18 protein-coding genes are annotated in these 22,691 nt (G+C 52.3%); 12 read left to right on the plus strand and 6 right to left on the minus strand.

The genetic code is table 11. The annotated features are described in order from the left end of the window. Positions 1-7: 7 nt before the first annotated feature. The 8 genes from BM079_RS05285 to BM079_RS05320 all read left to right on the plus strand — a co-directional run bounded on the left by BM079_RS05285 (position 8) and on the right by BM079_RS05320 (position 10,981). The gene (locus tag BM079_RS05285) at positions 8-1,711 is read left to right on the plus strand and encodes a hypothetical protein (RefSeq protein ID WP_090131497.1); all 1,704 of its coding nucleotides are present in this window, start codon (positions 8-10) and stop codon (positions 1,709-1,711) included. Positions 1,712-1,743: 32 nt separating this feature from the next. Beyond that, on the plus strand, positions 1,744-3,741 hold the full coding sequence (locus BM079_RS05290) for a CDP-glycerol glycerophosphotransferase family protein (protein WP_090131499.1): 1,998 nt from the start codon (positions 1,744-1,746) through the stop codon (positions 3,739-3,741). Positions 3,742-3,823: 82 nt separating this feature from the next. Then, positions 3,824-4,294, plus strand: a complete 471-nt coding sequence (locus tag BM079_RS05295; protein ID WP_090131501.1) for an adenylyltransferase/cytidyltransferase family protein — start codon at positions 3,824-3,826, stop codon at positions 4,292-4,294. A gap of 18 nt (positions 4,295-4,312) precedes the next feature. Then, positions 4,313-5,686: an undecaprenyl-phosphate glucose phosphotransferase gene (locus BM079_RS05300; RefSeq protein WP_090131504.1), complete on the plus strand. Its 1,374-nt coding sequence runs from the start codon at positions 4,313-4,315 to the stop codon at positions 5,684-5,686. A gap of 16 nt (positions 5,687-5,702) precedes the next feature. Continuing rightward, complete coding sequence (locus BM079_RS05305) at positions 5,703-7,007, plus strand: glycosyltransferase family 2 protein (RefSeq protein WP_175489608.1); 1,305 nt, start codon at positions 5,703-5,705, stop codon at positions 7,005-7,007. Between the two features lie 2 nt (positions 7,008-7,009). Further along, positions 7,010-8,065: a Stealth CR1 domain-containing protein gene (locus tag BM079_RS05310; protein WP_139215267.1), complete on the plus strand. Its 1,056-nt coding sequence runs from the start codon at positions 7,010-7,012 to the stop codon at positions 8,063-8,065. A 164-nt stretch (positions 8,066-8,229) separates the two neighbouring features. Further along, positions 8,230-9,705, plus strand: a complete 1,476-nt coding sequence (locus BM079_RS05315) for a mannose-1-phosphate guanylyltransferase/mannose-6-phosphate isomerase (protein WP_090131508.1) — start codon at positions 8,230-8,232, stop codon at positions 9,703-9,705. A gap of 55 nt (positions 9,706-9,760) precedes the next feature. After that, on the plus strand, positions 9,761-10,981 hold the full coding sequence (locus BM079_RS05320) for an O-antigen ligase family protein (protein WP_245742830.1): 1,221 nt from the start codon (positions 9,761-9,763) through the stop codon (positions 10,979-10,981). Between the two features lie 103 nt (positions 10,982-11,084). Here the strand turns inward: BM079_RS05320 and mqo are convergent, their stop codons facing one another. Then, positions 11,085-12,773: a malate dehydrogenase (quinone) gene (mqo, locus tag BM079_RS05325; RefSeq protein WP_090131513.1), complete on the minus strand. Its 1,689-nt coding sequence runs from the start codon at positions 12,771-12,773 to the stop codon at positions 11,085-11,087. A gap of 366 nt (positions 12,774-13,139) precedes the next feature. Further along, positions 13,140-13,376 carry a hypothetical protein gene (locus BM079_RS05330; RefSeq protein ID WP_090131516.1) on the minus strand — a complete coding sequence of 79 codons (237 nt, stop codon included), beginning with the start codon at positions 13,374-13,376 and terminating at the stop codon, positions 13,140-13,142. A 529-nt stretch (positions 13,377-13,905) separates the two neighbouring features. On the opposite strand from BM079_RS05330, the gene BM079_RS05335 reads away from it, so the two are divergent. The 3 genes from BM079_RS05335 (at position 13,906) to BM079_RS05345 (ending at position 16,392) form a co-directional block, all read left to right on the plus strand. Further along, the gene (locus BM079_RS05335) at positions 13,906-14,091 is read left to right on the plus strand and encodes a hypothetical protein (RefSeq protein ID WP_090131518.1); all 186 of its coding nucleotides are present in this window, start codon (positions 13,906-13,908) and stop codon (positions 14,089-14,091) included. A 241-nt stretch (positions 14,092-14,332) separates the two neighbouring features. After that, positions 14,333-15,151, plus strand: a complete 819-nt coding sequence (locus tag BM079_RS05340) for an HAD-IIB family hydrolase (protein ID WP_090131520.1) — start codon at positions 14,333-14,335, stop codon at positions 15,149-15,151. 20 nt (positions 15,152-15,171) lie between these two features. Next, complete coding sequence (locus BM079_RS05345) at positions 15,172-16,392, plus strand: glycosyltransferase family protein (RefSeq protein ID WP_090131522.1); 1,221 nt, start codon at positions 15,172-15,174, stop codon at positions 16,390-16,392. 80 nt (positions 16,393-16,472) lie between these two features. Here the strand turns inward: BM079_RS05345 and BM079_RS05350 are convergent, their stop codons facing one another. Together BM079_RS05350 and BM079_RS05355 are read right to left on the minus strand one after the other, a co-directional pair. Then, positions 16,473-18,509 carry an ExeM/NucH family extracellular endonuclease gene (locus tag BM079_RS05350; RefSeq protein WP_090131524.1) on the minus strand — a complete coding sequence of 679 codons (2,037 nt, stop codon included), beginning with the start codon at positions 18,507-18,509 and terminating at the stop codon, positions 16,473-16,475. Between the two features lie 18 nt (positions 18,510-18,527). Beyond that, positions 18,528-20,267 (minus strand): sugar phosphorylase, encoded by a 1,740-nt coding sequence (locus BM079_RS05355; RefSeq protein ID WP_090131526.1) that lies wholly within the window; start codon positions 20,265-20,267, stop codon positions 18,528-18,530. Between the two features lie 353 nt (positions 20,268-20,620). Between BM079_RS05355 and BM079_RS05360 the strand changes: the two genes are divergently transcribed. Beyond that, entirely contained in the window at positions 20,621-21,634 is a 1,014-nt protein-coding gene (locus tag BM079_RS05360) for a TerC family protein (protein WP_090131528.1), read from the plus strand. A gap of 94 nt (positions 21,635-21,728) precedes the next feature. Here BM079_RS05360 and BM079_RS05365 read toward each other — a convergent pair whose 3' ends face one another. Both BM079_RS05365 and BM079_RS05370 read right to left on the minus strand, forming a co-directional pair. Beyond that, positions 21,729-21,977, minus strand: a complete 249-nt coding sequence (locus BM079_RS05365) for a GlsB/YeaQ/YmgE family stress response membrane protein (RefSeq protein WP_090131530.1) — start codon at positions 21,975-21,977, stop codon at positions 21,729-21,731. 186 nt (positions 21,978-22,163) lie between these two features. Beyond that, positions 22,164-22,427 carry a GlsB/YeaQ/YmgE family stress response membrane protein gene (locus tag BM079_RS05370; RefSeq protein WP_090131532.1) on the minus strand — a complete coding sequence of 88 codons (264 nt, stop codon included), beginning with the start codon at positions 22,425-22,427 and terminating at the stop codon, positions 22,164-22,166. Between the last annotated feature and the right edge of the window lie 264 nt (positions 22,428-22,691).

Below are 22,691 nucleotides of genomic sequence, written 5' to 3' on the forward strand. Positions count from 1 at the left end.
TGTTGCATTGAAAGAATTGACCCCCGTACTGATCTGGCTTTATAGCCTGTCAAAAAAAATTATCAAAATGGTGCCGGCTCATACAGCCGGCATTGTTGTCATGAACCTTGTATCGCAGTTTACCCTGACCATTGCATCGTTTATGCCCCTCAAAGTGGTGATTATTCTGGGGGCCAATCGGATACCCCACTATTTTCCGGCTTCCTTTCAGAACATAGACAAAAACATGCTGGTGTTATGGCTAACCCTGGCTGCCGGAATGTCCTACCTGCTGCACCTCCTTTCTGAAAAAATCATCCGTAACCTTTCGGCCGGGGGAGGCCGGCTTATTGGATTGCGCAATGACAAGATTGCACTGTTCGATAACCAGGAAGAGCTGACGGCCAATAGCTACGCCCGGTTTTCGGATGCGTTATCAAGCCTTGTGTTTATGGGCATGGTGTTTGCATTAATGGGCTATTTTCATGGTCGAGCACTCTGGTTCAATCTTTTTTTCATGGCACTAATAACAGCCGGATTCATTATCGCAGCTAGCGTGTCGAAGCATATAAACAAGGTTTTATCTACCCACCTTGTCTTTTATGTCGATATTGCTACAACAGCAGGCTTTCTAGGACTGTTCTGCTTTATTGTTTTTGAATTTTACGTCGATCAGATTCCGTCATTTATGGTGGCGTTGGCCACGTTTATTCTGTCCAAACAGTTTTATGGCAAGATAACCGGTATGGTCAAGGATGTCGTAAAGCTGCATAAACGCAAACCGGCGATCGATGCGCTTTTTTTCAAAACAAAAACGTTTACGGGCAAACGCAAAAAGGGCGAAGACATCTTTTGGTCGCTCATGGACAAACAGCAAAGGCAGCTATGGGTCAAAAATGTTTTGCCTATGGATATCAAGGAAAATGCGAAATTAGAAGTTAATTTTTTGCAGTCTAATATCGTCAATATTTTGGCTTTCGATGTTAAAGTTTCTTCTGATAAAATCAATAAACGTTATTTGGTAAAGCTATTCCATGGCAACCGAACCGCTGCTGCCACTCACGAGGCGCTGCTGCTCCAGGAAGAGGGCATTGTGCTCCCGACGCTGAAACTGGTCATTACTGACCAGGTAGAAGGCTTTCGCTGTCACGTGTTCGAAGTACCTGTAGAAGATGACAGTTTTTTGCACGACTCCGAGGCTAGACAAGCTTCGGAGCGCCTTTTCAACGAGATCGCAAGGGCAGAGCTGAGTAAAACCTTCGTGTCGCGATATACCCGATCACGGCCCGGGCTGGGGCATCAACTCGACAAGGAAAGGTTGAAAAACGCCAGCAATCGCCAAGACGTTCATGACGACATCGACGTGTTTTTCAGTCATGTTGATGACATCAACGCGCGACTGAAAAAGCTGCCGCTGATCATCATCAACCCTGATGCGAATAAAATGGACCTAGTACGCAAGAGGGGAGACGTCCTGCTGTGTAGCCACTGGGGCGGATGGAGCCTTGTACCGTTTGGGTCCACGTGGCCGGCCAGAGAGGAAAGTCTGGAAAAGATACAGGGATGGATCGAAAGTCACGGTACTGACAAGTTAAAAAAAGTCAATATTGAGGATGCACTGCTGGCAGCTTATATTAGAGAAATTGAAGGGTTGTATCAAAAGCAGCGATATAGAGATTTGTTTACAGTTATACAATCCCTGAGTACGCAATTCTATAATCGGAAAAAATAAAATTTACGACGCGGTCGAAAAAGGACAGGGGAATGGATGTTGCAAGTGTAAAAATAGAAAACGGCTCGGTATTTGTCACGGTAGCTTCACCTAGTGACGATACACGGTTGCTGGCAATGATAAGAAACGGAAAAAAAGTAACTTATTTTGAGAAGCTGTCAAGCGACGTCACCAAAACTACTTTCAAACTGAATGCAAACAGAGTCGGCAAGGAAGGTTATTACAATCTATATTTTGAAAAAAATGATGAAAGGGTTAGAGCAGGCAAAAACCTGTACCAAGAAATTTCAAATAATAAGGATAGATTTTTAGGGCAGACAGAATTTAAAGCCGGTAGAAAAACATTATTTCTTAATTGTTATTTGACCTACCCGGGCACAGGATTGTCATTGTATGTTAAAAAAAACAAAAATTATTTTAACGAGCTCATTGGGATCAATGAGCCCCCGCGGGTAATTTCATTGAGCAGAGAAAAAACAAGATTAAATATAACAGGTGAGGGGTTTTTTTTAGGGCCAATAAAAAGCTCTGAAGATGTTTATGTGCTGGCTTCCTCAAGACATCTGGACAAGGGCAAAAAAATAAGTGCGGATGTGTCCTACATCAAGGAAAAACAGGGCGCTTTTAGATTTTCGTCGTCAGTGAATATTCAAAATCTTTTTAATGAAGGGTTTTTTGAAAATAGATTTGTAGATCTTTTTCTAGTAATTATAGATGAAGATGGCAAGCCTCATAAAAGGCGGCTGACCGATCGTCAAAACAGGCTGGAATATATTTCCGGCGACGATATTTTTCTTTACAAGAAAATAGCAGCCCGCAAGGATTTCTATCCTTACCTGACGCGTAGCATACATCGCGGGGTTTCGATCATGTATCGTGACCACCGTTCGGCTGACAGTACCTGGTGTCAGTTAAAAGAAAAATGTGCTGTAGCTCTTGATAATCTGCTCCCGGCGTCTCGAAAAAGCCGCTGGGTATTGTTTGAGCACGAATCGCAAACCGCCCAAGATAACGCTTTCGTTTTTTTTAAATGGTTAAAAGAAAATCACCCGGAGCAAAAAAGCTATTACATAATCGATAAAAAAGCCAAGGATTATAACCGGGTTTCAGGATACGATGGTGTAGTAAGCTACTTTAGTTTTAGGCATTTGATGCTCATGCTGCGGTGTTCGCTGATTGTATCGTCGCAAAGCAGGTTTCATGGATACAAGTTCAGGCCACTGAAATCTCCGATGCGCGAAAAAATAATAGAAAAGAAAAACGTTTTTTTGCAGCATGGGGTAACCGGTCTCAAAAAGAATGCTTCATTTGATCGCAAGCATTTTCGCGATGCTGCGGATCTGATAACGGTGTCAAGCGAAACTGAGTTAGAGATAGTTAGAGATAACTGGAATTTTGAAGAGGGTGCCATTGCTTTAAGTGGGATGGCACGGTTTGATAATTTAGTTGATAAATCATCAAGCAATATACTACAAGTCTTGGTTATACCTACATGGCGGCTTTGGCTTGAAGGAACTACAAAAGAAGAATTCAAAAAAAGCGAGTTTTTTGAGTTTTATAGTTCACTTTTGGGTGAAAAGAATATAAAAAAAACTCGAGATGGCAAGCCAATCGAGTTTATATTTTATCTGCATTCCAAGATAGCAGAGCATCTAAATGCTTTTAAATGCGCTGATAACGTCAAATGTATAGAGATGGGAGCTACGCCAGTCAATGAACTGATGATGCAATCCAATATTATGGTTACGGACTATTCATCAGTGGCTTGGGACTTTTTATACATGAATAAAAAAGTGATTTTTTCTCATTTTGACGCTGATCGGTACTTGGCAACTCACGGTTCTTACATGGATTTTTCAAACGAGTTATTTGGCCGGCAAGTATTCAGTGTTGATGAGTTAAATAAAGCAGTTTTAGATAATGGCAATGAAAAAAATTTTGATGCCGGTGAAAATTTTTTTGAGTATCAGGATAGAAAAAATTGTGAAAGAATATATGACTCCATAAAAAACAGTTTTCCTTGTTCATAAAATTTGCCATCATAATTCTTACTTATACGATATAACTTTTTGAGGCTGGTATATGGCATGCTCAAAGTAGAAGGGTTTTTTAATGGATGAAGTTAGAAAAGTAGTCCTTACATATGGGACTTTTGATCTTTTTCATGTGGGCCATTTGAATCTTTTGGAGCGATTAGCTGATTTGGGCGGCAAACTAATCGTTGGCGTGTCCACCGACGAATTCAACGAGCTCAAGGGCAAGCGGACCGTTGTGGACTATCAGGATCGCGCGCGCATCGTGGCCGGTCTCAAGTGTGTCGATGCGGTGATCCCGGAAGAAGGCTGGGAACAAAAGCGCGCCGATATAGTCAGGTACGACGTTGATATTTTTGGCATGGGGCATGACTGGGAAGGCAAGTTTGATGAGCTGCGCGACCTGTGCGAGGTAGTGTACCTTCCCCGTACGGACGGCGTCTCCAGCACCCAGATCAAGGAGCTGCTGAGAGTGCTCGACAAATCCCATGTGGATGATCTGAAAAAGGCGCTGGATCTAATCCAGTCAATTGTGCAGAAATTTGAGTGAGGCTTATGGTTTCCCGACATGCCGGCTGATTCCTACAACCATTATGCGGCGCTAGTATCGCGCGCCATCGATGTGGTCGCGATCGCACTGGCTGGCTGGCTGGCATATTGCTATCTGTTTGGCGAATGGTACATCGAGTCGGAGCGTTACACGTGGGCCATCACGGCCGGCGTTCTGATGGTGCTTGCCATTCTGCCGGGGTTTGGTATCTATCGTTCATGGCGGGGTCAGCTGCGTGCCACTCTGGTATTTCGGCTTGCCCTTGGGTACAGCATTATTGCGCTGTTCGTCACGGCCATACTGTTTTTTTTCAACCTGTCGCTGACGTTTTCCCGCCAGTGGATCGGTTTCTGGTTGGTAACAGCGTTTGGGCTATCGGTGCTGTTTCGGTTCGTGGCGTTCAGCATCCTCTCCGGCCTTCGGTTGCAGGGGCGTAATCGTCGTCGGGTTGTGCTGATCGGAGATATCAGCTCCTGCAAGACCGCTTTCAAAAGCCTTCAAAGCAATAGGGCGCTGGGGTTTGAAGTCAGTCGTATTCTGGTGACCAACACGCGATTGGGAAAGAGCCTGCACCGCTACCCGGGCGTCATTGACAACTACGAAGCGGGTCAGCCCCTGAGTATCGTAGAAGATGAGGTGTGGATATGCCTGCCGCTGTCCTCCGGGCAAGAGGCGCAGCGAATCCTGCGTGCCATGGGTCACGTGACGGCCAATGTCAGGCTTTTGCCAACCATGCAGGATCTGCTTCTTATTAATCACAATATTTCTAATATTGCAGGTCTACATCTGGTTGATGTCAGCTGCTCACCGATGTCTGAAGTCAGCCGTTTCTTAAAGCGCAGTGAAGATGTGGTGCTTTCTCTACTGATACTGTTGTTAACGCTACCTGTACTGATCGGTGTCGCTATTGGTGTCAAGCTAAGCTCACCCGGGCCAATTCTTTATCGACAGAAACGAGTAAGCTGGAATGGAAAGCCTTTTGACATCATCAAGTTTCGCTCCATGCCTATAGACGTTGAGCGGGAAGATGTACGGTGGGGGGCTTCAAAGACGAAAATAAAAACGCGATTTGGTGCTTTCATACGTCGATCCAACCTTGATGAATTGCCACAGTTTTTCAACGTGCTCAAGGGTGACATGTCTGTGGTGGGCCCAAGACCCGAGCGCACAGTGTTCGTGGAGCGCTTCAAGGGCGAGATTCCGGGGTACATGCAAAAGCACATGGTCAAGGCTGGTATTACCGGCTGGGCACAGATCCACGGCTGGCGTGGCGATACATCGCTTCAAAAGCGTATTGAGATGGATTTATGGTATATTGAAAATTGGTCGATTTTTTTAGATGTCAAGATAATAAGCATGACTTTGTGGAAAGGTTTTAATGGATCAAAATAGCCATGGAGTAGATGTCATGGATTCTCAAGGCGATACTTGGGCAGTAATAAGTACTGTTCGTGCAGCGAATTACATTATCGAAAGCTTTATAAGTCACTATATTGCAATGGGCGCTAAAGAAATACATCTTTTTTTAGATGATGTCAGCTTTAACGAAGTTGAAACATTGTCTAGATATAAAAATGTATTTTATTATGAATGCGACGATTGTTATTGGTCTCGTATTGGTAGTAAGCCTGAAAGCATAGAAAAAAGGCAAAGCGAAAACTTTAAGTTTGCTAGGGGTAGAACTACCGCTGGATGGACTTTGCATGTGGATATTGACGAGCTGCTGATTTCTAGGGTAAAAGTCGAGAAAGTATTAAAGGCTGTACCCAGTAAAGTATTTTCTATCTTAGTTCGCAATCTGGAAGCAGTTTATTCAAAAGAGATATCTGATAAAGAAATTTTTGAAACAAATCTTTTTAAAAAGAAAATAACTGATAAAGTCTTTTTGGAAGACATTTTTGGGAAAGAGCTTTTAGGAGTTTGCAGAAAAGGGTTCTGGGCTCACGATAAAGGTAAATCCTTTGTTAGGACTGCATTTGGTATTTCTGGATGGTGGATCCACTCACCTGATCCGATCGAAAAGTCACTAATGAAAATGGTAGAAACTTCAGATATGGAGTTGTTGCACTATGAGTCTTCAAGTTATTCATCTTTCAAAGAGAAAATGTTTAGAAGGTTGAACAAAAAATCTAAAACTAGCAGGCTTAGCGAGATAGAGACAAAAAAACTGGGGGTTTTTGAGTACGTTTTTTTAAAAGAAGGCGATTCTGGATTAAAGCAAATATATAAAACAATGAATGTTTTAAGTGGAGATAGGCTTAAAAAGTGTATATCCAAAGGGTTTGTTGTTGAAAGAAATTTAAAAAATGAAAGTGTGAGCAAAAGCCCTTTTTGCATGCCGATTTATAATTGGCGTTCTGAAGTGCTGGTATATGATTTTGCATCAAAAAAAATAAAGTTTGTTACCTCTGATTTTTTGGTTGGCAATGATGGGTTTTCTCAGGTTTATATTTTGCTAGGTGCTGAATTTTCTATTCTGTTTTTTAGAGTCAATGAAAGAAATTTTTATTTGTTTTTAAAAGAAGGTGGCAAGATAGAAGAAAATGATTTTTTTTCTATAAAATGTGTTTTAAATACTGAAAGGGATGGAAGTATAAAGTTTTCTATATTGACCAAAGATGGGTACATGAGTAGTGACAAGCAAGGCGTTGTTACTTTTGATAAAAAGCTAAAGAATAAATGGGAAGTTTTTAAGACTTCTTACGAGGAATAAATTTGAAGGCATTCTCCATGGACCAGCCTATTGATGTGGTCATTGCCTGGGTGGACGGCGATGATCCTGCGCTAAAGGCCAAAAAGGATCGTTTCCTGGCCGAACAGCAGCAGAAACAAAAGCTTTCTAACAGTGGCAAGGCGACAAGGCGCTGGGAGAACAGGGACGAGATTCTGCTTTGCCTCCAGTCCATTGAAAGCCATGCGCCCTGGGTTCGAAAGATATGGATCGTGACGGACAACCAGTCTCCTGATCTGAGCTCACTGAATGTCCGACTGCGTAAAAAAATTGCAATCGTCGATCACAGAGAGATATTTCGCGGCTTCGAGCAGTATCTCCCCACCTTCAATTCGCTGTCGATCGAGACGGTACTGTGGCGCATCAAGGGGCTGGCGGATCGGTATCTCTACTTCAATGACGATTTTTTCCTCGTGGGCGATCTTGCTCCGGAAGATTTTTTTGAAGGCGACAAGCCCGTCATTCGTGGCCGCTGGACAGACTGGACCGGCTCGAAATTCAGCATGTACCGCCGAAACAAGCTGAACGCAGCCGAGGCGATGGGCTACACCATTGATAATGTCTTCTCCAACGCGCATGTGGCGTATACCTTCAACAAGAAAATTCTCGAAGCGTATTACGATCAGCATCCCGAGGTGTTGGAGAAAAATCTTTCCCATCGTTTTCGCGAGCATTCACAGCTCTCGTCAATCTCGCTGCAAACACACTGGGGCATTCCCCGCGACCTGGTTGTTCTTAAAACCCAAAAGGACTGGCTCAATGTGTCTGTTGGCGTGTGTCAGAGCGGTGATGCCGAACTGATCAAACAAAAGCTGACCGCGCTTCAAAAGCCCAAAATCAAGCTGGGCTGTATCAACGATCTTGCAGCGGCGCAGGAAACCTGCCCGGAGACTCTGGAACTGCTGCATCGGGCCATCGGCATCGAACCTGCCAAAAAAAAGCCTCGGCCTGATAATGCTAAACAGCACAGGCCGCCGAGCTCTCTGTTCAGGGCAAAGCGCAAGCTTTTCAAACTGCTGAAGCTCAAAAAGCGGCAGTAACGACTGCCTTCCAAGGGCACTGCAAGTTTGATGAGTCGGTCGGCAGCCGCGCTGTCTGGGTCAAAGACCGTAGGTGATCCCCTGCGTAGTGGTCATGTGTGACGGGGCAACAAGGAATTGCTCCGTCTACGCTTTTTTAGAGCCTTCTGCCGACCGAGCCCGTCATGTCGAATACTTCCCGCAATGCCTCCGATCCGCTCATTCCCGTGGTGCTCTCCGGCGGGTCAGGCACGCGACTCTGGCCGATCTCCCGCCGGGATTACCCCAAGCAGTTTCTGCCCCTGATGGACGCTGAGCACTCCCTGCTGCAGCAGACTCTTCAGCGTCTTGAAGGAATATCGGACATCAGTGCGCCCATCGTGGTCTGTAACGAGATACACCGTTTTCTGGTGGCCGAACAGCTGCGTCAGCTCGACATGGTGCATGGCGGTATTCTATTAGAGCCTGCCGGTCGCAATACGGCGCCGGCCATCGCGCTGGCCGCACTTCAGGCGCTAAAAGCTCACGATGATGCACTGCTTCTGGTCATGCCGGCCGATCATGTCATCGGTGATATTACGGCCTTTCATCGGGCACTCGAGAACGCGAGAGCGATGGCAGGGCAGGGAAAGCTGATGACTTTTGGCATCACGCCGACATCACCCCATACCGGCTATGGCTATATTCGCACGGGTGAACCAACAGGCCACGGATTTGCGGTAAATGCCTTCGTGGAAAAGCCGGACAGTGAAACGGCGCATCAATATCTTGCAGAAGGCGGGTATTACTGGAACAGCGGTATGTTCATGTTCAGCGCGCAGGTATATCTGTCGGCACTTGAGCAGCATGCACCGGAGGTTTTAAGCGCTGTCACCGGCGCCTGGCAACAGCATGCCGGCGATCTGGATTTTACCCGGGTCGATCAGAAAGCCTTTGAGCAGAGCCCGAACATTTCGATCGACTACGCCGTTATGGAGCATACCGATCAGGGCGTTGTGCTGCCGCTGGATAGCCCATGGAGTGACATCGGTGCCTGGGACGCGGTGCTCGAAGCGCGCGCCAATGAGCGAGACGAACACGGTAACGTTTCAACAGGCGATGTTTTACTGCATGACACCACGGATAGCCTGGTCATGAGCCAGTCACGACTGGTGGCCACTCTGGGGCTTTCCAATATCGTCGCCATCGAAACCGAGGATGCCATCCTTCTTGCTGATCGAGACCGTATGCAGGATCTCAAGCATGTGGTGGCAAGGCTTGAACGCGATGGCCGTACGGAAAGCCGTGCTCACTGCCGGGTCCATCGGCCATGGGGCTGGTATCGCTCCATGGTTCGAGAGCCGGGTTTTCAGGTCAAGGAGATCATGGTCAATCCGGGCGCGGCCCTGTCATTACAAATGCATCACCACCGTGCCGAGCATTGGGTTGTGGTGCAGGGGGCTGCAAAAGTGACCCGCGCCGATCGCGATGACCCGCACATGACCTCGCTGCGCTCAATGCTGGTGACAGAGGATGAGTCCATCTATCTGCCACTGGGGACGGTGCATCGATTGGAAAACCCGGGCAGGATACCGCTCAAGCTGATTGAGGTGCAGACCGGCCGCTATCTCGATGAAGATGACATTGTCCGGTTTGAGGATAGGTATAATCGCTCGGGGTAAGATATATGCCGTCTTGCTACGCTTGGGTCTTAAGAAATCGTATCGGAGCAATGGTTTGAAATTCCTGAATTATTACAACAGCGTTGCTGTTTTTTTGCTAAGTGCAGTTTCACTGGTTGTATCATCCGGGTACTCATTGGGTGCCGGTATGCTTGTCTTGGGCAGCCTCATTCTTTTATTTAAGCGACCTGATGTCTCCTTTGGTCGCCAGGAATGGATGTTGTGCGCTGTGTTGGCGGCTTATTTTTTGGTATGTGCACTGGAAGTCTATTGGGATGGGCAATCCTCACGAGGCCTGGACAAGCCCATCCGCTTTTTACTTGCCATACCTGCTCTGTATTTATTGCTTGCTTACCCGCCTCGTGCCTCCTTTATATGGTCAGGTTTTGCCGTGGGGGCGATCAGTGCCGGTAGTTGGGCGCTGTGGCAGCGGCTTATAGAAGAAGAAGCCCGTGCCCGAGGGTTTACACACGTTATTCAGTACGGCGATATCAATATGCTGCTGGGGATAATGTGTATAGCGGGCATGGGTTGGGCATCCAGCCAGTTTAAATCACAAAGGTGGATGTGGCTGTTGGGTGCTGGCGCCATCATGGGTATTCTCGGCTCATTGATGTCAGGGAGCAGAGGGGGCTGGGTAGGTTTTCCTATTGTTCTGTTTGTGATTTACAAGACGTATAAGGATTTTCTGCCCAGAAAAAAATTGATAAGTCTTGGTGCCGTAATCGCTTTGGCCGGTGTGGTGCTATACGCCGTACCCCAGACAGGGGTTCAGCACCGCGTTCATGCCGCCTTTCATGATGTTGCAGGCTTTATGCATGATGGCAATGCACACTCTTCTCTAGGAGCGCGTTTCGAGATGTGGCGCGGTGCGATTATCCTCATCCCGGAAAAGCCATTATTCGGGCATGGTTCTCTAGGGTATGAGCATGCCCGCGATAATTTGATTGCCGATAACAGGCTTGATCCTATAGTAGGTAATTATGGCCATGTGCATAATGAATACTTGGATGCCTTGCTAAAGAGAGGTGCCGCTGGGCTGGTGGTGTTATTGCTTCTCTATCTTGTGCCTTTAAAACTTTTTGCCCAGAGAATAAGCAGCAAGTGTATAACGTTAAGGTCTTTTGCCCTGGCAGGTATGCTTTTGCCCATTTCCTATATAGATTTTGGGCTTTCACAGGTTCTGCTTGTCCACAACAGTGGCGTGATGATGTATGCCTTTGTCCTGGTAGTGCTCTGGGCAGGTCTACGGCAGGCCGAAAAAAATACGCCATAAAATGATGTATCTTTTTTGAAGATTGCTTGTACTTTTTCAACACATGAGCAGAGAAAAACGGCACCTTTAGGGGTGCCGTTTTTTGTACCGATTCAAACGCCGCTCAGGTGTTTTCCATTGACTCGGTCGCTTCTTCGCGATCCTCATCAATGGCCTTCTTGTTATTGCTTTCCTGCCCTCGCGCGAGGGCCTTGAGCGCTTCAATGCGTTCGATGTTATCAGGCGTGGGCTGAGTATCGCCCAGCTCCAGAACGCTGCTGGTGTAGGCACGAATCTCATTGGTGAGCTGTTCGTTGCCGTCCAGCTTCTGGCCGAAGGAGGGGATCATGCGCTTGAGTGTCGCTTGCCACTGATCTGATGCCAACTGCTCGGGGAAGATCCTTGCCATCAGGTTCAGCATGATGCCTGGAGCCGTGGAGGCGCCGGGAGAGGCGCCCAGCAGGGCCGACATGGTGCCGTCTTCGGAGGTCACGACTTCGGTGCCAAACTGCAGAACGGAGCCCTTTTCAGGATCCTTTTTGATGATCTGGACACGCTGGCCGGCATTGATCAGTTTCCAGTCTTCACGCTTGGCTTCCGGATAGTACGCCTTGAGCGCTTCGAAACGATCGTCTTCCGACTGCATGACCTGACCGATCAGGTATTTGACCAGGCTGAAGTTATCCAGACCAACCTTCATCATCGGCAAGGTATTGCTGGTGGTCATGGAGCCAAAGAGATCAGTCCAGGAGCCGTTTTTCAAAAACTTCGTCGAAAAGTTGGCGAAGGGGCCAAACAGAATGCGTTGCTGGCCGTCCAGTTTACGGCTGTCCAGATGGGGGACGGACATCGGGGGCGAGCCACTCGCGGCCAGACCATAAGCCTTGGCATGGTGGCGATGCACAATCTCCGGATTGCTGGTCACGAGGAACTGGCCACCGACCGGGAAGCCGGCATAGATATCCCCTTCAGGGATGCCGGATTTCTGCAGCAGGGGCAGGGCGGCACCGCCGGCACCAATGAAGACATGACGGGCATTGATGCTGTGCTCTTCACCATCGTTGTCCAGATCCGCCCAGGTGACCTTCCAGGTGCCGTCATCATTGCGCTCGAGATTGCGGACTTCACTACGGGTGCTCAGGCTGAAGTTGTCATGCTGCTCGGACAGGGCGCTGACGAGCTGGCGGGTGACTTCGCCCCATTCGGCGTCGGTGCCCGCTTCCATGCGAGTGGCCGCCACCTTTTGAGAGGAATCACGCCCTTCCATCATCAGCGGCGCCCACTCGCGGATGACCTCGGGGTCTTCCGAGTACTCCATGCCCTGATACAGACTGCTTTTCTGCATGCCTTCATAGCGCTTGCGCAGGAAGTCGATGTGATCATCGCCCCAGACAAAGCTCATGTGCGGCGTGTTATTGATAAAGGCGCCCGGATCATGCATGACGCCATTGAGCACCTGATAGGACAGGAACTGTCGGGTGATCTCAAAGGCTTCCGTAATTTTGGGCGGACGGGAGACATCCACGCTGCCGTCTTCACGCTGCGGGGTATAGTTCATTTCCGCAAAGGCGGAATGCCCGGTGCCAGCATTGTTCCAGCCGTTGGAGCTTTCCTCGGCCACATGGTCCAGGCGTTCATACATGTTGACCTTCCAGTCGGGCTGAAGCTCTTCCAGAAAGGTACCCAGAGTAGCGCTCATGATGCCGCCGCCAATCAGGGCGACATCAATGGTCTCGCGGCTATCTTCAGCCATCGCCACACCTGAGAACATGCAGAGATTCAGGCACAGCACCGCTGTCAGTTGCTTTTTCATGAAGCGTTGTCTCGACTTGCAGGATGGGGCCCACCGACAAGGGCAAGCCACCCGTTGCGACCGAAAAAAGGGAAGAAACGGGCAAAAAAATGCAAAAAGAAGTGCGGCACTTTAACGCAGCTTTGACTGGGAGGGGTTTATGGACTTATAAAAAATCAGGGTCAGCTTTATTTAATTCAAAAAATAAAGATGTTCGTAACGGGTGGCAGCTGAGGCTGTTGCTCAAGAGAGGCTGATGCAAAAAGAAAAATCCGCATCAAGCGGACTGAATAGAGGCGTTTTGTTTAGCAGGTTGGCTGTTGCGTTATTCCGGTAAACCATTCTGATTTAACGACACATGCGTTGAATCCGGAGATGCACCATGGATTAGAGAGCAGTCCAGTCTCGTTGGATGCGGCGCAGCGGCGAAGCGTCGTATTCATCGTCGTTGGCGCTGTCGGGATTCGAGCGTGGGCTGGCAGCACCCAGAATGATCAGGGCGTGTTCATCGCCGATAAGGCGATGTTGTGCTTGTGCGGCGCGACCGAAACGACTGGCGATCCACAAACTGATACCACACCAGATCACTACTGCGACTGCCATCGTCATCAATAAGGAAGCCATGAGCGTTCTCCTGCGTGGGGGCTTGAGACTCATGGTGACGGTGTGACGTGACACTGCGGCGTCAGGTAGATGACGCTTTGATGAAGACTGTATCGAAAGCACTGTGCCGAAAGCACTGTACTGTCATGTTTTGACAGGATGGGTATGAAAGGCCCGGTCGAGAATGGAATTGAAGGACCACACCCCGAATGTCCGGCTATCGGGGAAGCCCTGTGCTTTTGAAACCATCAATCACATCAAGGCGTTATTTCAATGGCTAATCCTGGGGCAGGGAATGGAATAATTCTTTCTGGTTTTTAATCAGTCATGGGTATGGAGTGACTGAAAAAATACTCGTTCTTTTGTTCAGTGTGATGAATGAGGTGGTGGCTATTCTTCTGGCACAAACCGGTTAAAGAACCTGATAACCCCTTTGATACTGCTGGCTTATTTTGACGATTAGCCCGCAAATCTGCACATATTGTTACCTCGTGTTTCGCCATATTTCCCTTGTTCACATTTACCGCATCAGACGGTGGAGACAGGGAAAATGAGTCAGGCAACCATTGCACTTCTTATCATCTTGTTCCTTGGCGGCGGCGTTGCCTGGTGGAACAGCAATCGACATGACAGTGGTAGCCATGGCGGTCACTCCGGCTATCATCAGGACAACGGTCACGGTGGCGGCAGCGGCGGCGGTGGTATTCACTTCCCCGATCCGCAGCAGTGTTCCTGAGCGGACACCGACTGACAGAATTCAGCCGTTGTTGATCTCACACTGTTGTGACATCAACAACCTTGAAGGGCCCATCGCACCGCGATGGGCCCTTTGCGTATGAGGGGGAAAGATCAAAACGGGCAGCAGTCGTACTTCCGGGTAAGTACTGATGTCCGTCGCATATGGTGTGTTTGAGGCCAAAGGGGCTATTCTCATGAGCCTGCTGCCAATAACGGCCTTTTCTTATAGAGCTGACACCATGACAATAACGTCACAACAATTGCTGCTGGTGTTTACGGATCTGGATGGCTCCCTGCTGGACCATGCCACCTACGATTACACGCCTGCAAAGCGCTGGCTTGCGTGTCTTGCACAGCGCTCGGTGCCGTTGATCATCAACACCAGCAAGACGGCGGCCGAGGTCATGGTGCTGCACCAACGTCTCGAGCTTGAGGCGCCCTTTATTGCTGAAAACGGCGCATCTATTCATCTTCCGGCGTCCTGGTGTCTTGATGAAACGCCCGATGAGCATGGCTGGGCGAATATCGTGCTGGGAGAGTCCTATCGCCGGATTCGCAGCGTGCTGGAAGCCATCAGGGGCACCGAGAGGTTCCGGTTTCGTGGCTTTGGCGATTTCAGCATCGAGGAGGTAGCCGAGCACACCGGACTGGAGATGCATGATGCCGAGCTTGCCCATGTTCGCGACGCCTCCGAGCCGTTGATCTGGGAGGACAGCGAGGAATCGCTGGAGCGTTTTCGCCTGCTGCTGATCGGTGCCGGGCTATCATTGACTCAGGGCGGGCGTTTTTATCACGTGCTGGGTGATAACAGCGGCAAGGGCCGTGCCATTGCATGGCTGGTAGATCGCTATCATCTTCTCAAGGGGCAGCGGCCACTGACGGTGGGATTGGGGGATGGCCCCAATGATGTGCCGATGCTGGAAAGCGTTGATCGGGCGGTACTGATTCGCGGCGAGCATGATCTTTCGATCAGCATCGCCGACACTGTCAATCTCTATACAACAACACAAAAGGGTCCGGCAGGCTGGTCGGAGGGTCTTGATCACTGGCTGGGCTGACAGAACAGGGGAAGGACGCCATGAGCGATTTTTATCAAAACGGCATTATTACCAACTTCCACAATCTGACCCGGCGCCCGCTGGAGGCGCTGGAAAGCGATCTGATGGGATTTTCAAAGCGCCGTCCGATGGGGCTGATTCTGCCGTCGCTTTATTCCGAGCTTGAGGGGCCGGCGCTCACCCGCATCATCGACCATCTCTCGCAGGTCGAGTACCTGAGTGAAATCATCATCGGTCTTGATCGCGCCGATCGCGATCAGTTTCTTCACGCCCGGGAGTTCTTCTCCCGGCTGCCGCAGCGCCATCGCATTCTCTGGAATGACGGCCCTCGCCTGAGGGCCCTGGACGACGAACTGGCCGCCGAGTCGCTTTCGCCGCAGGCCCCGGGCAAGGGACGCAACGTGTGGTTCTGCTCGGGGTATGCCATCGCCTCCGGTCGTACCGAAGCGGTCGCGCTGCATGACTGCGACATCACCACCTATGACCGCTCGATGCTGGCGCGGTTGCTGTATCCGGTCGCCAATCCGCATTTCAACTACGAATTCTGCAAGGGCTATTACGCCCGCATCGCCGATGGCAAGCTCAACGGGCGGGTCGGGCGGTTGATGGTGACGCCGCTGCTTCGGGCGCTTAAAAGGATTCATGGGCCGCTGGACTATCTGAACTACCTCGACAGCTATCGCTATCCGCTGTCGGGTGAGTTCGCCATGCGCGCCGATGTGTTGAACGATATCCGCATTCCCAGTGACTGGGGCCTCGAAATCGGCGTGCTCTCCGAGGTGCATCGCAACTATTCCACCAAGCGGCTGTGCCAGGTCGATATCGCCGACAACTACGATCACAAGCACCAGCCGCTGTCTCCTGAAGATGCCTCCACCGGTCTCTATCGCATGAGCACCGACATCGCCAAGGCGCTCTATCGCAAGCTGGCCACGCTTGGCGTCACCATGAACGAGGCGCACTTTCGAACGCTCAAGGCAACCTACTACCGTACCGCCCTCGATATCATCGAGAACTACTACCACGACGCCATGATGAACGGTCTCAAGGTTGATCGTCACAGTGAAGAGCAGGCCGTGGAGCTTTTCGCCCAGAGCATCATGGAGGCCGGCGTGGCCTTTCTGGAAAGCCCGCGTGACAAGCCCTTCATCCCGAGCTGGAGCCGGGTGCAGTCGGCCTTTCCGGACATGCTCGAGCGCATGTTCGACGCCGTCGAGGCCGACAATCGTGGTGAGGTCTAACAATAAGCTGTCTGCGTCAGTCTCTCTTGAAAAGACGGCATCAGAAAGGGCGCCCCGCGGCGCCCTTCCTGACGTCTTTCTCATTTGAGCCGGCCTTGGAATCCGGCAGATTGCTGAGCCTTGCTGCTTGGGTCGATGCCGATAATGATGGGGTCATGATCCGAGGCGCGGAAGGGGCCGTCACTATAGAGCGCGTTGACCTGTTCCGAACTCTTGTACTCGGTGTTGTAATCGAGCACCGTCGGCTCATCGGCGTTGATGTGCCAGGTGGTCACACCGGTGACCTGATCGCTCATCGATTCACTGGCCAGGGCGTGATCCAGTGAGCCCCACTGGCCGTCATGGCTATAGGAGTAGTCTTTATCCAGTAGCGTATAGCCCTCGTTTTGCAGAGTAGTGATGGGGTCTTCCATGGCGTAGCTGTTGAGATCGCCGATGATCAGGACATCGCTGTCACCGCTACCGGTCGGGTCCGTCCCGATCCAGGCAGACAGCTGTTTGGCGGCCTCGACCCGGGTCGGGTTGTTGTTGCCCTGACCGTCCCCGGTCGCCTCCTCACCGTTGATCACGCTCCCCTTGGACTTGAAGTGGTTGACCGCGATCGAGAAGGTCTCGCCGCTGCCGTTATCCTGAAAGGTCTGCAACATGGGCGTGCGATTGCCGGTGGCAAAGGCACCGCTGGTGTTGACGGCGGCGTTTCCTGCCGGGGTGACGCTGTCGCCTTGATAAATCAACCCGACGGCAATGGCGTCGCTGCCGGGGGAAACCACGTTGCCGCTGTCATCGCGCGGCGTAATGTAGTCCCACTGCGCGCCCCCTCTGGCGTTGAGCGCCTCGACCAGGCCGGCAATCGAGCTGTCGTCGCCATAGCCGTCGTTGGCGAGTTCCATGAGACCGACAATGTCGGCATCGCTGTCGATGATGGCGCTGACCAGCTTGTCCTGCTGGCGGGCCAGCTCCTGTTCGCTGTTGGCGCCGCGCGGTGAGTGCTCGGTGCCCTCGGGGGTGGTGATCTGATGGCCTGACCGATCGAGCGTTTCGAAATAATTCAAAACGTTGAAGGAGGCCACCTTGAGTGGGGCATCCTCCAGCGCCTGGGCATCGGGCTGCTCAGGGCGTGGATTGGCGGGCTGGAAGTCGAGCCCCTGATCGCTTTGAACGCGCCACTGCTGGTGGGCAAAGTCGAGCACGCCGGTCGCGCTTGCCAGCGTGTCGCCGCCACGCAGGGTGTTGTCGGCCGACAGCGGTTCGCCGCCGCGGCCGAACAGAATTCTTTCCGGGTTCTGTGCGTTGCTGGCGTCATCAAGAAGGATCGAACGGCTCTCGATCTGATCCAGCCACTGCTGGTAGCCGGCCTGATCCGGCGCGTTGATCTCGGTGTACTGCGCCAGGCGCCCGCCGCTTGAGAGTGTGGTGGTGCCGTAACGGCCGAGCTCATGGGTGTCAGTGACGGCCAACGGTGTGCCGTCTTCCCCCGTGATGCGCACGAGCATGCTTTCGCGAGCGGAGAGCGTCGACTTGTCCTCGATGGGCAGGTCCAGCTCGGTGAGGGTGGGCAGCGGCTGATCCCTGGCGGTAACGTCCAGTGATCTTACATCGGTCAGCTCGGTCTTGCCCTGGTACTGTTCGACCGTGCCGGTCAGACGCATCCGATCCCCCACGGTGAAATCGGCGACGCTGCTGTCGTCAGGCAGGTAGACAAAGATTCCTTCGGAGGTGGTGTCGTCGCCGTCATTGTCGGCGTCCTCTTCCTGCAGGAAAAAGCCATCCAGACCGTCGCGGGCATCCAGCGTCACGATCGCTTCGACGCTGACCTCATCGCCCACGCGCTCGCTGCTCATGGTGCTGCCCTGGATGGTGGAAATCAGCTCTACGGGCGGTAGATCCATATCATCTCCGTTGTTGTCGGGGGTATCCGGGGGCGTCTCGCCCGGGGCGGCGTCCGCGGATGTATCGGCATTGCCGGTGCCCAAACCATCGACGGTGTCCTGCGTGTTGCCCTCGGCGTTGGTCAACACGATGGCGTCATTGCCGTTGTGGTTGATGACACCGCTGGTGTCATCGCTGCGATCCAGCACGTTCCGGTCGGCCGTTGTTGCAGCCGGTGACGCGGTCATGGCCCCCCTTTTTTTGAGCTAGTCCCGAGTGACCAGCCAGCAGCTGCGATAGGGTTTGAGCACCGGCTTCTCGCCTTCCGGGTCGATCCGCTCGAGAAGATCGTGCCAGCGGTGCCCGGCATAGGCTTCGGGCAGGTTGAGAGGATGGGAGCGGTCGGTCACGTTGTGGATGGCCAGCAGGCGCCGACCATCCGGCAGTGGGCCGCGCAGGAAGGCAAAAAAATGTGGGCCCAGATCGATGATCTTCTGCGGCACGTCAGGGTGAAAACAGGGTTCCTGACGGCGGATTTTCAGTCGAGTGGACAGTGCCTCGAACACAATGTGGGTCGGGGTGCTGTAGGCCTCCAGCAGTGGCTCCAGCGCCTCTCGTTGCCAGCGTTTGCGGTTGATCGCCCGCAGCCGGCCGGTGCGGGTCACGCCTTCGTGGTCATTGAGCGTGGCCAGAAGGCTGTGAACATAAACCGCCGGGATGCCCTGCAGGCCCAGCATGATGGTCTGTGAGCAGATGAAGCGCGCAATCTGCCACGGGTCGGCGCCGCGGCGGGTGCCCTTGAGGGCATCGAAATAGGTGATGTTGATCTCGTAGGGCGAGTCCTGCCCGTCCGGGTCGGTTTTCATGCTGATAAAGCCCCCAAAGCGCTGCATCAGCTCCAGCAAGGCGTCGATGTCATGACGCGGCAGCAGCCCTTCAAGCGCGCGAACGCCAACGCCGTCGTGGCTGGCGGTAAAGTTGAGATAGGTGCAGCCCTTTGGCAGCGGGGGCAGGGTGGCGGCCCATTCGGTCATCGCCCCGGCATCGCCGGCGGTCAGGGTATGCAGCAGCAGCGGCGGCAGGGTGAATTGATAGATGATGTGTGCTTCATCGCCGTTTCCGAAATAGCTCAGGTTTTCGTGATGCGGCACGTTGGTTTCGGTCAGCAGCAGCGCACCAGGGGCGACACGCTCCATGACGGCACGTAAAAGCCGCACGATGGCATGCGTCTGGGGCAGATGAATGCAGCGCGTACCCAGCTCCTTCCATAGATAGGCGATGGCATCAAGTCGAATCAGGCGCGCCCCCTGGCTCAGGTAGTAGAGCAAAACGCCGACCATCTCGATGAGGACGTCCGGGTTGGCGAAGTCGAGATCGATCTGGTCTTCCGAGAAGGTGGCCCAGACGTGTCGCATGCCGCGCCGTGTCGATACCGGGGCCAGCAGTCTGGTATTGCGCGGTCGGGTGACGCTGGTCACGTCGGTCTGCTCGGGCAGCTCGATGAAATAGTCACAGCCCGGCTTTGTGCCGGCGAGATAGTCGATGAACCACAGCGATTCGCGCGAGACGTGGTTGATGACCAGATCGAACATCAGGTTGAAGCGCCCGGCGAGATGGCGCACCTGGGGCCAGTCACCCACGGCGGGGCTGACCTTTCGGTAGTGGATGACCGAGAAACCGTCGTCACTGCTCCAGGTGAAAAAGGGCAGAATGTGCACGGCACTGAAGGTGTCCTCGAGATGTTCGCGCATGAAGCGCTCCAGTGCTTCCAGCGGGACGCTGTCTTCGCCTTCGATGACACTGTCACCGTAGGTGATCATCATCTGCGTCTGCTCGTTCCACAGCGGTGTCGGCTCACAGGTGATCTCTTTTTGATGCTGGGCGATCAGGGCTTCCAGACGCTGCAGGATATCCGGCGCCTGCTGGCCATAGACAAACGTGAGCTCGGCGTCGGCGCGGGCATGAAAATCATCGCGGGAGAGGGCTGAGACCAGAACAGCGGACATGGCAGGACTCCGGCATCTATTATTGTTGAGTCTCTAAGCAAAGCCCCTGATGCGAAGGAATTCAAACTGTATCCGGTTTGAAAAAAGATTAAGACTTGATTATCAGCTTGCGCTGATGTCAAAGCTGATGAACACTGGCGGCTGAAGGAGGGGAGTATTCCCTGCAGGGCGCAGTGCTCGTAACAGGTCTGCGTTTTTCTATGGCGGTGTCGTCATCACGGTGGATGGTCTCTGAGGGGTGCCCTCTGGAGACGGTTACCCGGTGCCGCTGGCTCGAGAAGTTGCCACTGAAAGTGTGGCGGGCATCGGGCGGAAGAGACCTCCGGTAAATCTTCTTTGCCGGAGAACCGTGCATGAACGTTCCAGCCTGGATCTGGGAAGCCACTATTGCGGGCTTCGCTGCCATCTTTATCTTTGATTTCTTCTCGCATGTGCGCAAGCCGCACGCGCCTACCCTGCGGGAATCCGCGCTGTGGTCCGTGTTCTATATCACGCTTGCCGCCATTTTCGGCGTCGGGCTCTGGATGATCTGGGGTCATGATCGCGGGGTGGAGTATTTTGCCGGCTTCATCACCGAGAAAAGCCTGTCGGTGGATAATCTGTTCGTCTTTGCCATCATCATGGCCAAATTTGCCGTCCCGCGGATTTATCAGCAAAAGGCGCTGCTGATCGGCATCATCATGGCGCTGATCATGCGTGGCATTTTCATTGCCGTGGGTGCGGCGGCCATCAACCAGTTCAGTTGGGTCTTTTATATCTTCGGGCTGTTTCTGCTCTATACCGCCTTCAAGCTGGCGATCGAAAGTGCGCAGCACAAGGAGAGCGGGGACGACGAGTTCGAGCCCAATGCGCTGGTGAAATTTGCCCAGCGTCATCTGCCGGTGACCGATCAGTTCCACGAGCAGCGCCTGCTGGCGCGTGAAAACGGCAAGCGGGTACTGACGCCCCTGTTTCTGGTCATTTTGACGCTGGGGGTCACCGATCTGCTGTTTGCGCTGGACTCCATTCCGGCCATCTATGGTCTGACCCAGGAGCCCTACATCGTCTTTACTGCCAATGCCTTCGCGCTGCTGGGGCTTTTGCAGCTCTATTTTCTGCTGGGCGGGCTGCTGGACCGGCTGGTATATCTGGGCTTCGGGCTGTCGCTGATACTGGGCTTTATCGGCGTGAAGCTGGTCATGCACGCCATGGTCGAAAACACGCTGCCCTTTATCAACGATGGTCAGCCGCTTGAGTGGGTGCCACACATCTCGACCGTGCTGTCACTGTTGGTCATCGTCGGCATTCTGCTGATCACGACCGTGGCCAGTCTGCTGAAAACCCGTCATGACCGTCAGGCAGACAGGCCCATCGATACCAACGGCTAGTCCATCATCATGTTTGAACGGGTATATAAAAACGTCGCCCCGCAACTGCGGGGCGACGTTTTTTAACAACATGGCTGTTTTCTTGACCACGCGGCTATTTCTTGACCACTCGATAAAGAAACAGCAGCACCAAGGCACCGATCACGGCGATGGCAAAACTGCCTATATTGAAACCACTCACGCTGCCAAAGCCCAGCGCAGTACCGATCCAGCCGCCGACGATGGCACCCAGAATACCGATGACGATGGTCACGATGATGCCGCCGGGGTCCTTGCCGGGCATCAGAAACTTGGCGATAGCGCCTGCAATCAGGCCAAAGATGATCCACGCGATAATACCCATAGTCAGCTGCTCCTTGCTGTTCTGTCCTGCATATTCAATCGTTTAGAGGCCGCAGAAGGGCGATGTGTTCAAGCGCTATCCTTGGCTGAACTCAAGATTAGATGGGGCAGGGGAAACTGGCAAGCAGGCGGTATTGCAGTATGTCACTGATTGCAAAGTATTATCGGAGCTGACGCCGGCCGTGGCTCAACGAGGGTGGTAGCGCACCATCCACAGCGTCATGACGGCAATGGCGCCCAGCGCGCCGATGACGGCAGCAACAAGGCTTCGAACATCAAACTCGAGCTCGGCGGCAAAGCCAAAGACCGTTACGAGAAAGGCCAGTACTACCCCGCCCAGTACGCCCATGCCGGCAGTGCCAAGAAAGCCGACACTCAGTCGCCGGGGAATGATCAGATTGATCAGCATGCCCACGACGATGCTTGCGAAAATCCAGGAGATAATGTTCATGTGCTGTCTCTGTCGGTGTCCATCCACGTCGTCAAGATAGCGTGACGCAGCGAGGGGCTCAACTGCGCAGGTACTGTCTCGGCGTTGGCACGGGGCCAGGCATTATCGGGTTTTCGAGCGCACTTTTCGTGCACAATCATGCCCGTTCGCCCCATGCGGCCGGGCGTGCGTTTCCGAACCCGGGGTAAAACGTTACAATAATGCGCTTGAGTATGCGTCGACATGTCGCAATGCCGGCCTCCGGTGCCAGGGCTGCCATGCGTT

Origin of the sequence: Kushneria avicenniae (assembly GCF_900112585.1) — a bacterium.
Classification (GTDB): Bacteria; Pseudomonadota; Gammaproteobacteria; order Pseudomonadales; family Halomonadaceae; genus Kushneria; species Kushneria avicenniae.

Bases quoted from the DNA above. Each gene is read 5' to 3' on its own strand.
- BM079_RS05365 (WP_090131530.1), bottom strand. From the start codon at position 21,977: ATGGGTATTATCGCGTGGATCATCTTTGGCCTGATTGCAGGCGCTATC.
- BM079_RS05290 (WP_090131499.1), top strand. From the start codon at position 1,744: ATGGATGTTGCAAGTGTAAAAATAGAAAACGGCTCGGTATTTGTCACG.
- BM079_RS05350 (WP_090131524.1), bottom strand. From the start codon at position 18,509: ATGACCGCGTCACCGGCTGCAACAACGGCCGACCGGAACGTGCTGGAT.
- BM079_RS05295 (WP_090131501.1), top strand. From the start codon at position 3,824: ATGGATGAAGTTAGAAAAGTAGTCCTTACATATGGGACTTTTGATCTT.
- BM079_RS05345 (WP_090131522.1), top strand. From the start codon at position 15,172: ATGAGCGATTTTTATCAAAACGGCATTATTACCAACTTCCACAATCTG.
- BM079_RS05370 (WP_090131532.1), bottom strand. From the start codon at position 22,427: ATGAACATTATCTCCTGGATTTTCGCAAGCATCGTCGTGGGCATGCTG.
- BM079_RS05305 (WP_175489608.1), top strand. From the start codon at position 5,703: ATGGATTCTCAAGGCGATACTTGGGCAGTAATAAGTACTGTTCGTGCA.
- BM079_RS05335 (WP_090131518.1), top strand. From the start codon at position 13,906: ATGAGTCAGGCAACCATTGCACTTCTTATCATCTTGTTCCTTGGCGGC.
- BM079_RS05340 (WP_090131520.1), top strand. From the start codon at position 14,333: ATGACAATAACGTCACAACAATTGCTGCTGGTGTTTACGGATCTGGAT.
- BM079_RS05315 (WP_090131508.1), top strand. From the start codon at position 8,230: ATGTCGAATACTTCCCGCAATGCCTCCGATCCGCTCATTCCCGTGGTG.
- mqo (WP_090131513.1), bottom strand. From the start codon at position 12,773: ATGAAAAAGCAACTGACAGCGGTGCTGTGCCTGAATCTCTGCATGTTC.
- BM079_RS05300 (WP_090131504.1), top strand. From the start codon at position 4,313: ATGCCGGCTGATTCCTACAACCATTATGCGGCGCTAGTATCGCGCGCC.
- BM079_RS05360 (WP_090131528.1), top strand. From the start codon at position 20,621: ATGAACGTTCCAGCCTGGATCTGGGAAGCCACTATTGCGGGCTTCGCT.
- BM079_RS05355 (WP_090131526.1), bottom strand. From the start codon at position 20,267: ATGTCCGCTGTTCTGGTCTCAGCCCTCTCCCGCGATGATTTTCATGCC.
- BM079_RS05330 (WP_090131516.1), bottom strand. From the start codon at position 13,376: ATGGCTTCCTTATTGATGACGATGGCAGTCGCAGTAGTGATCTGGTGT.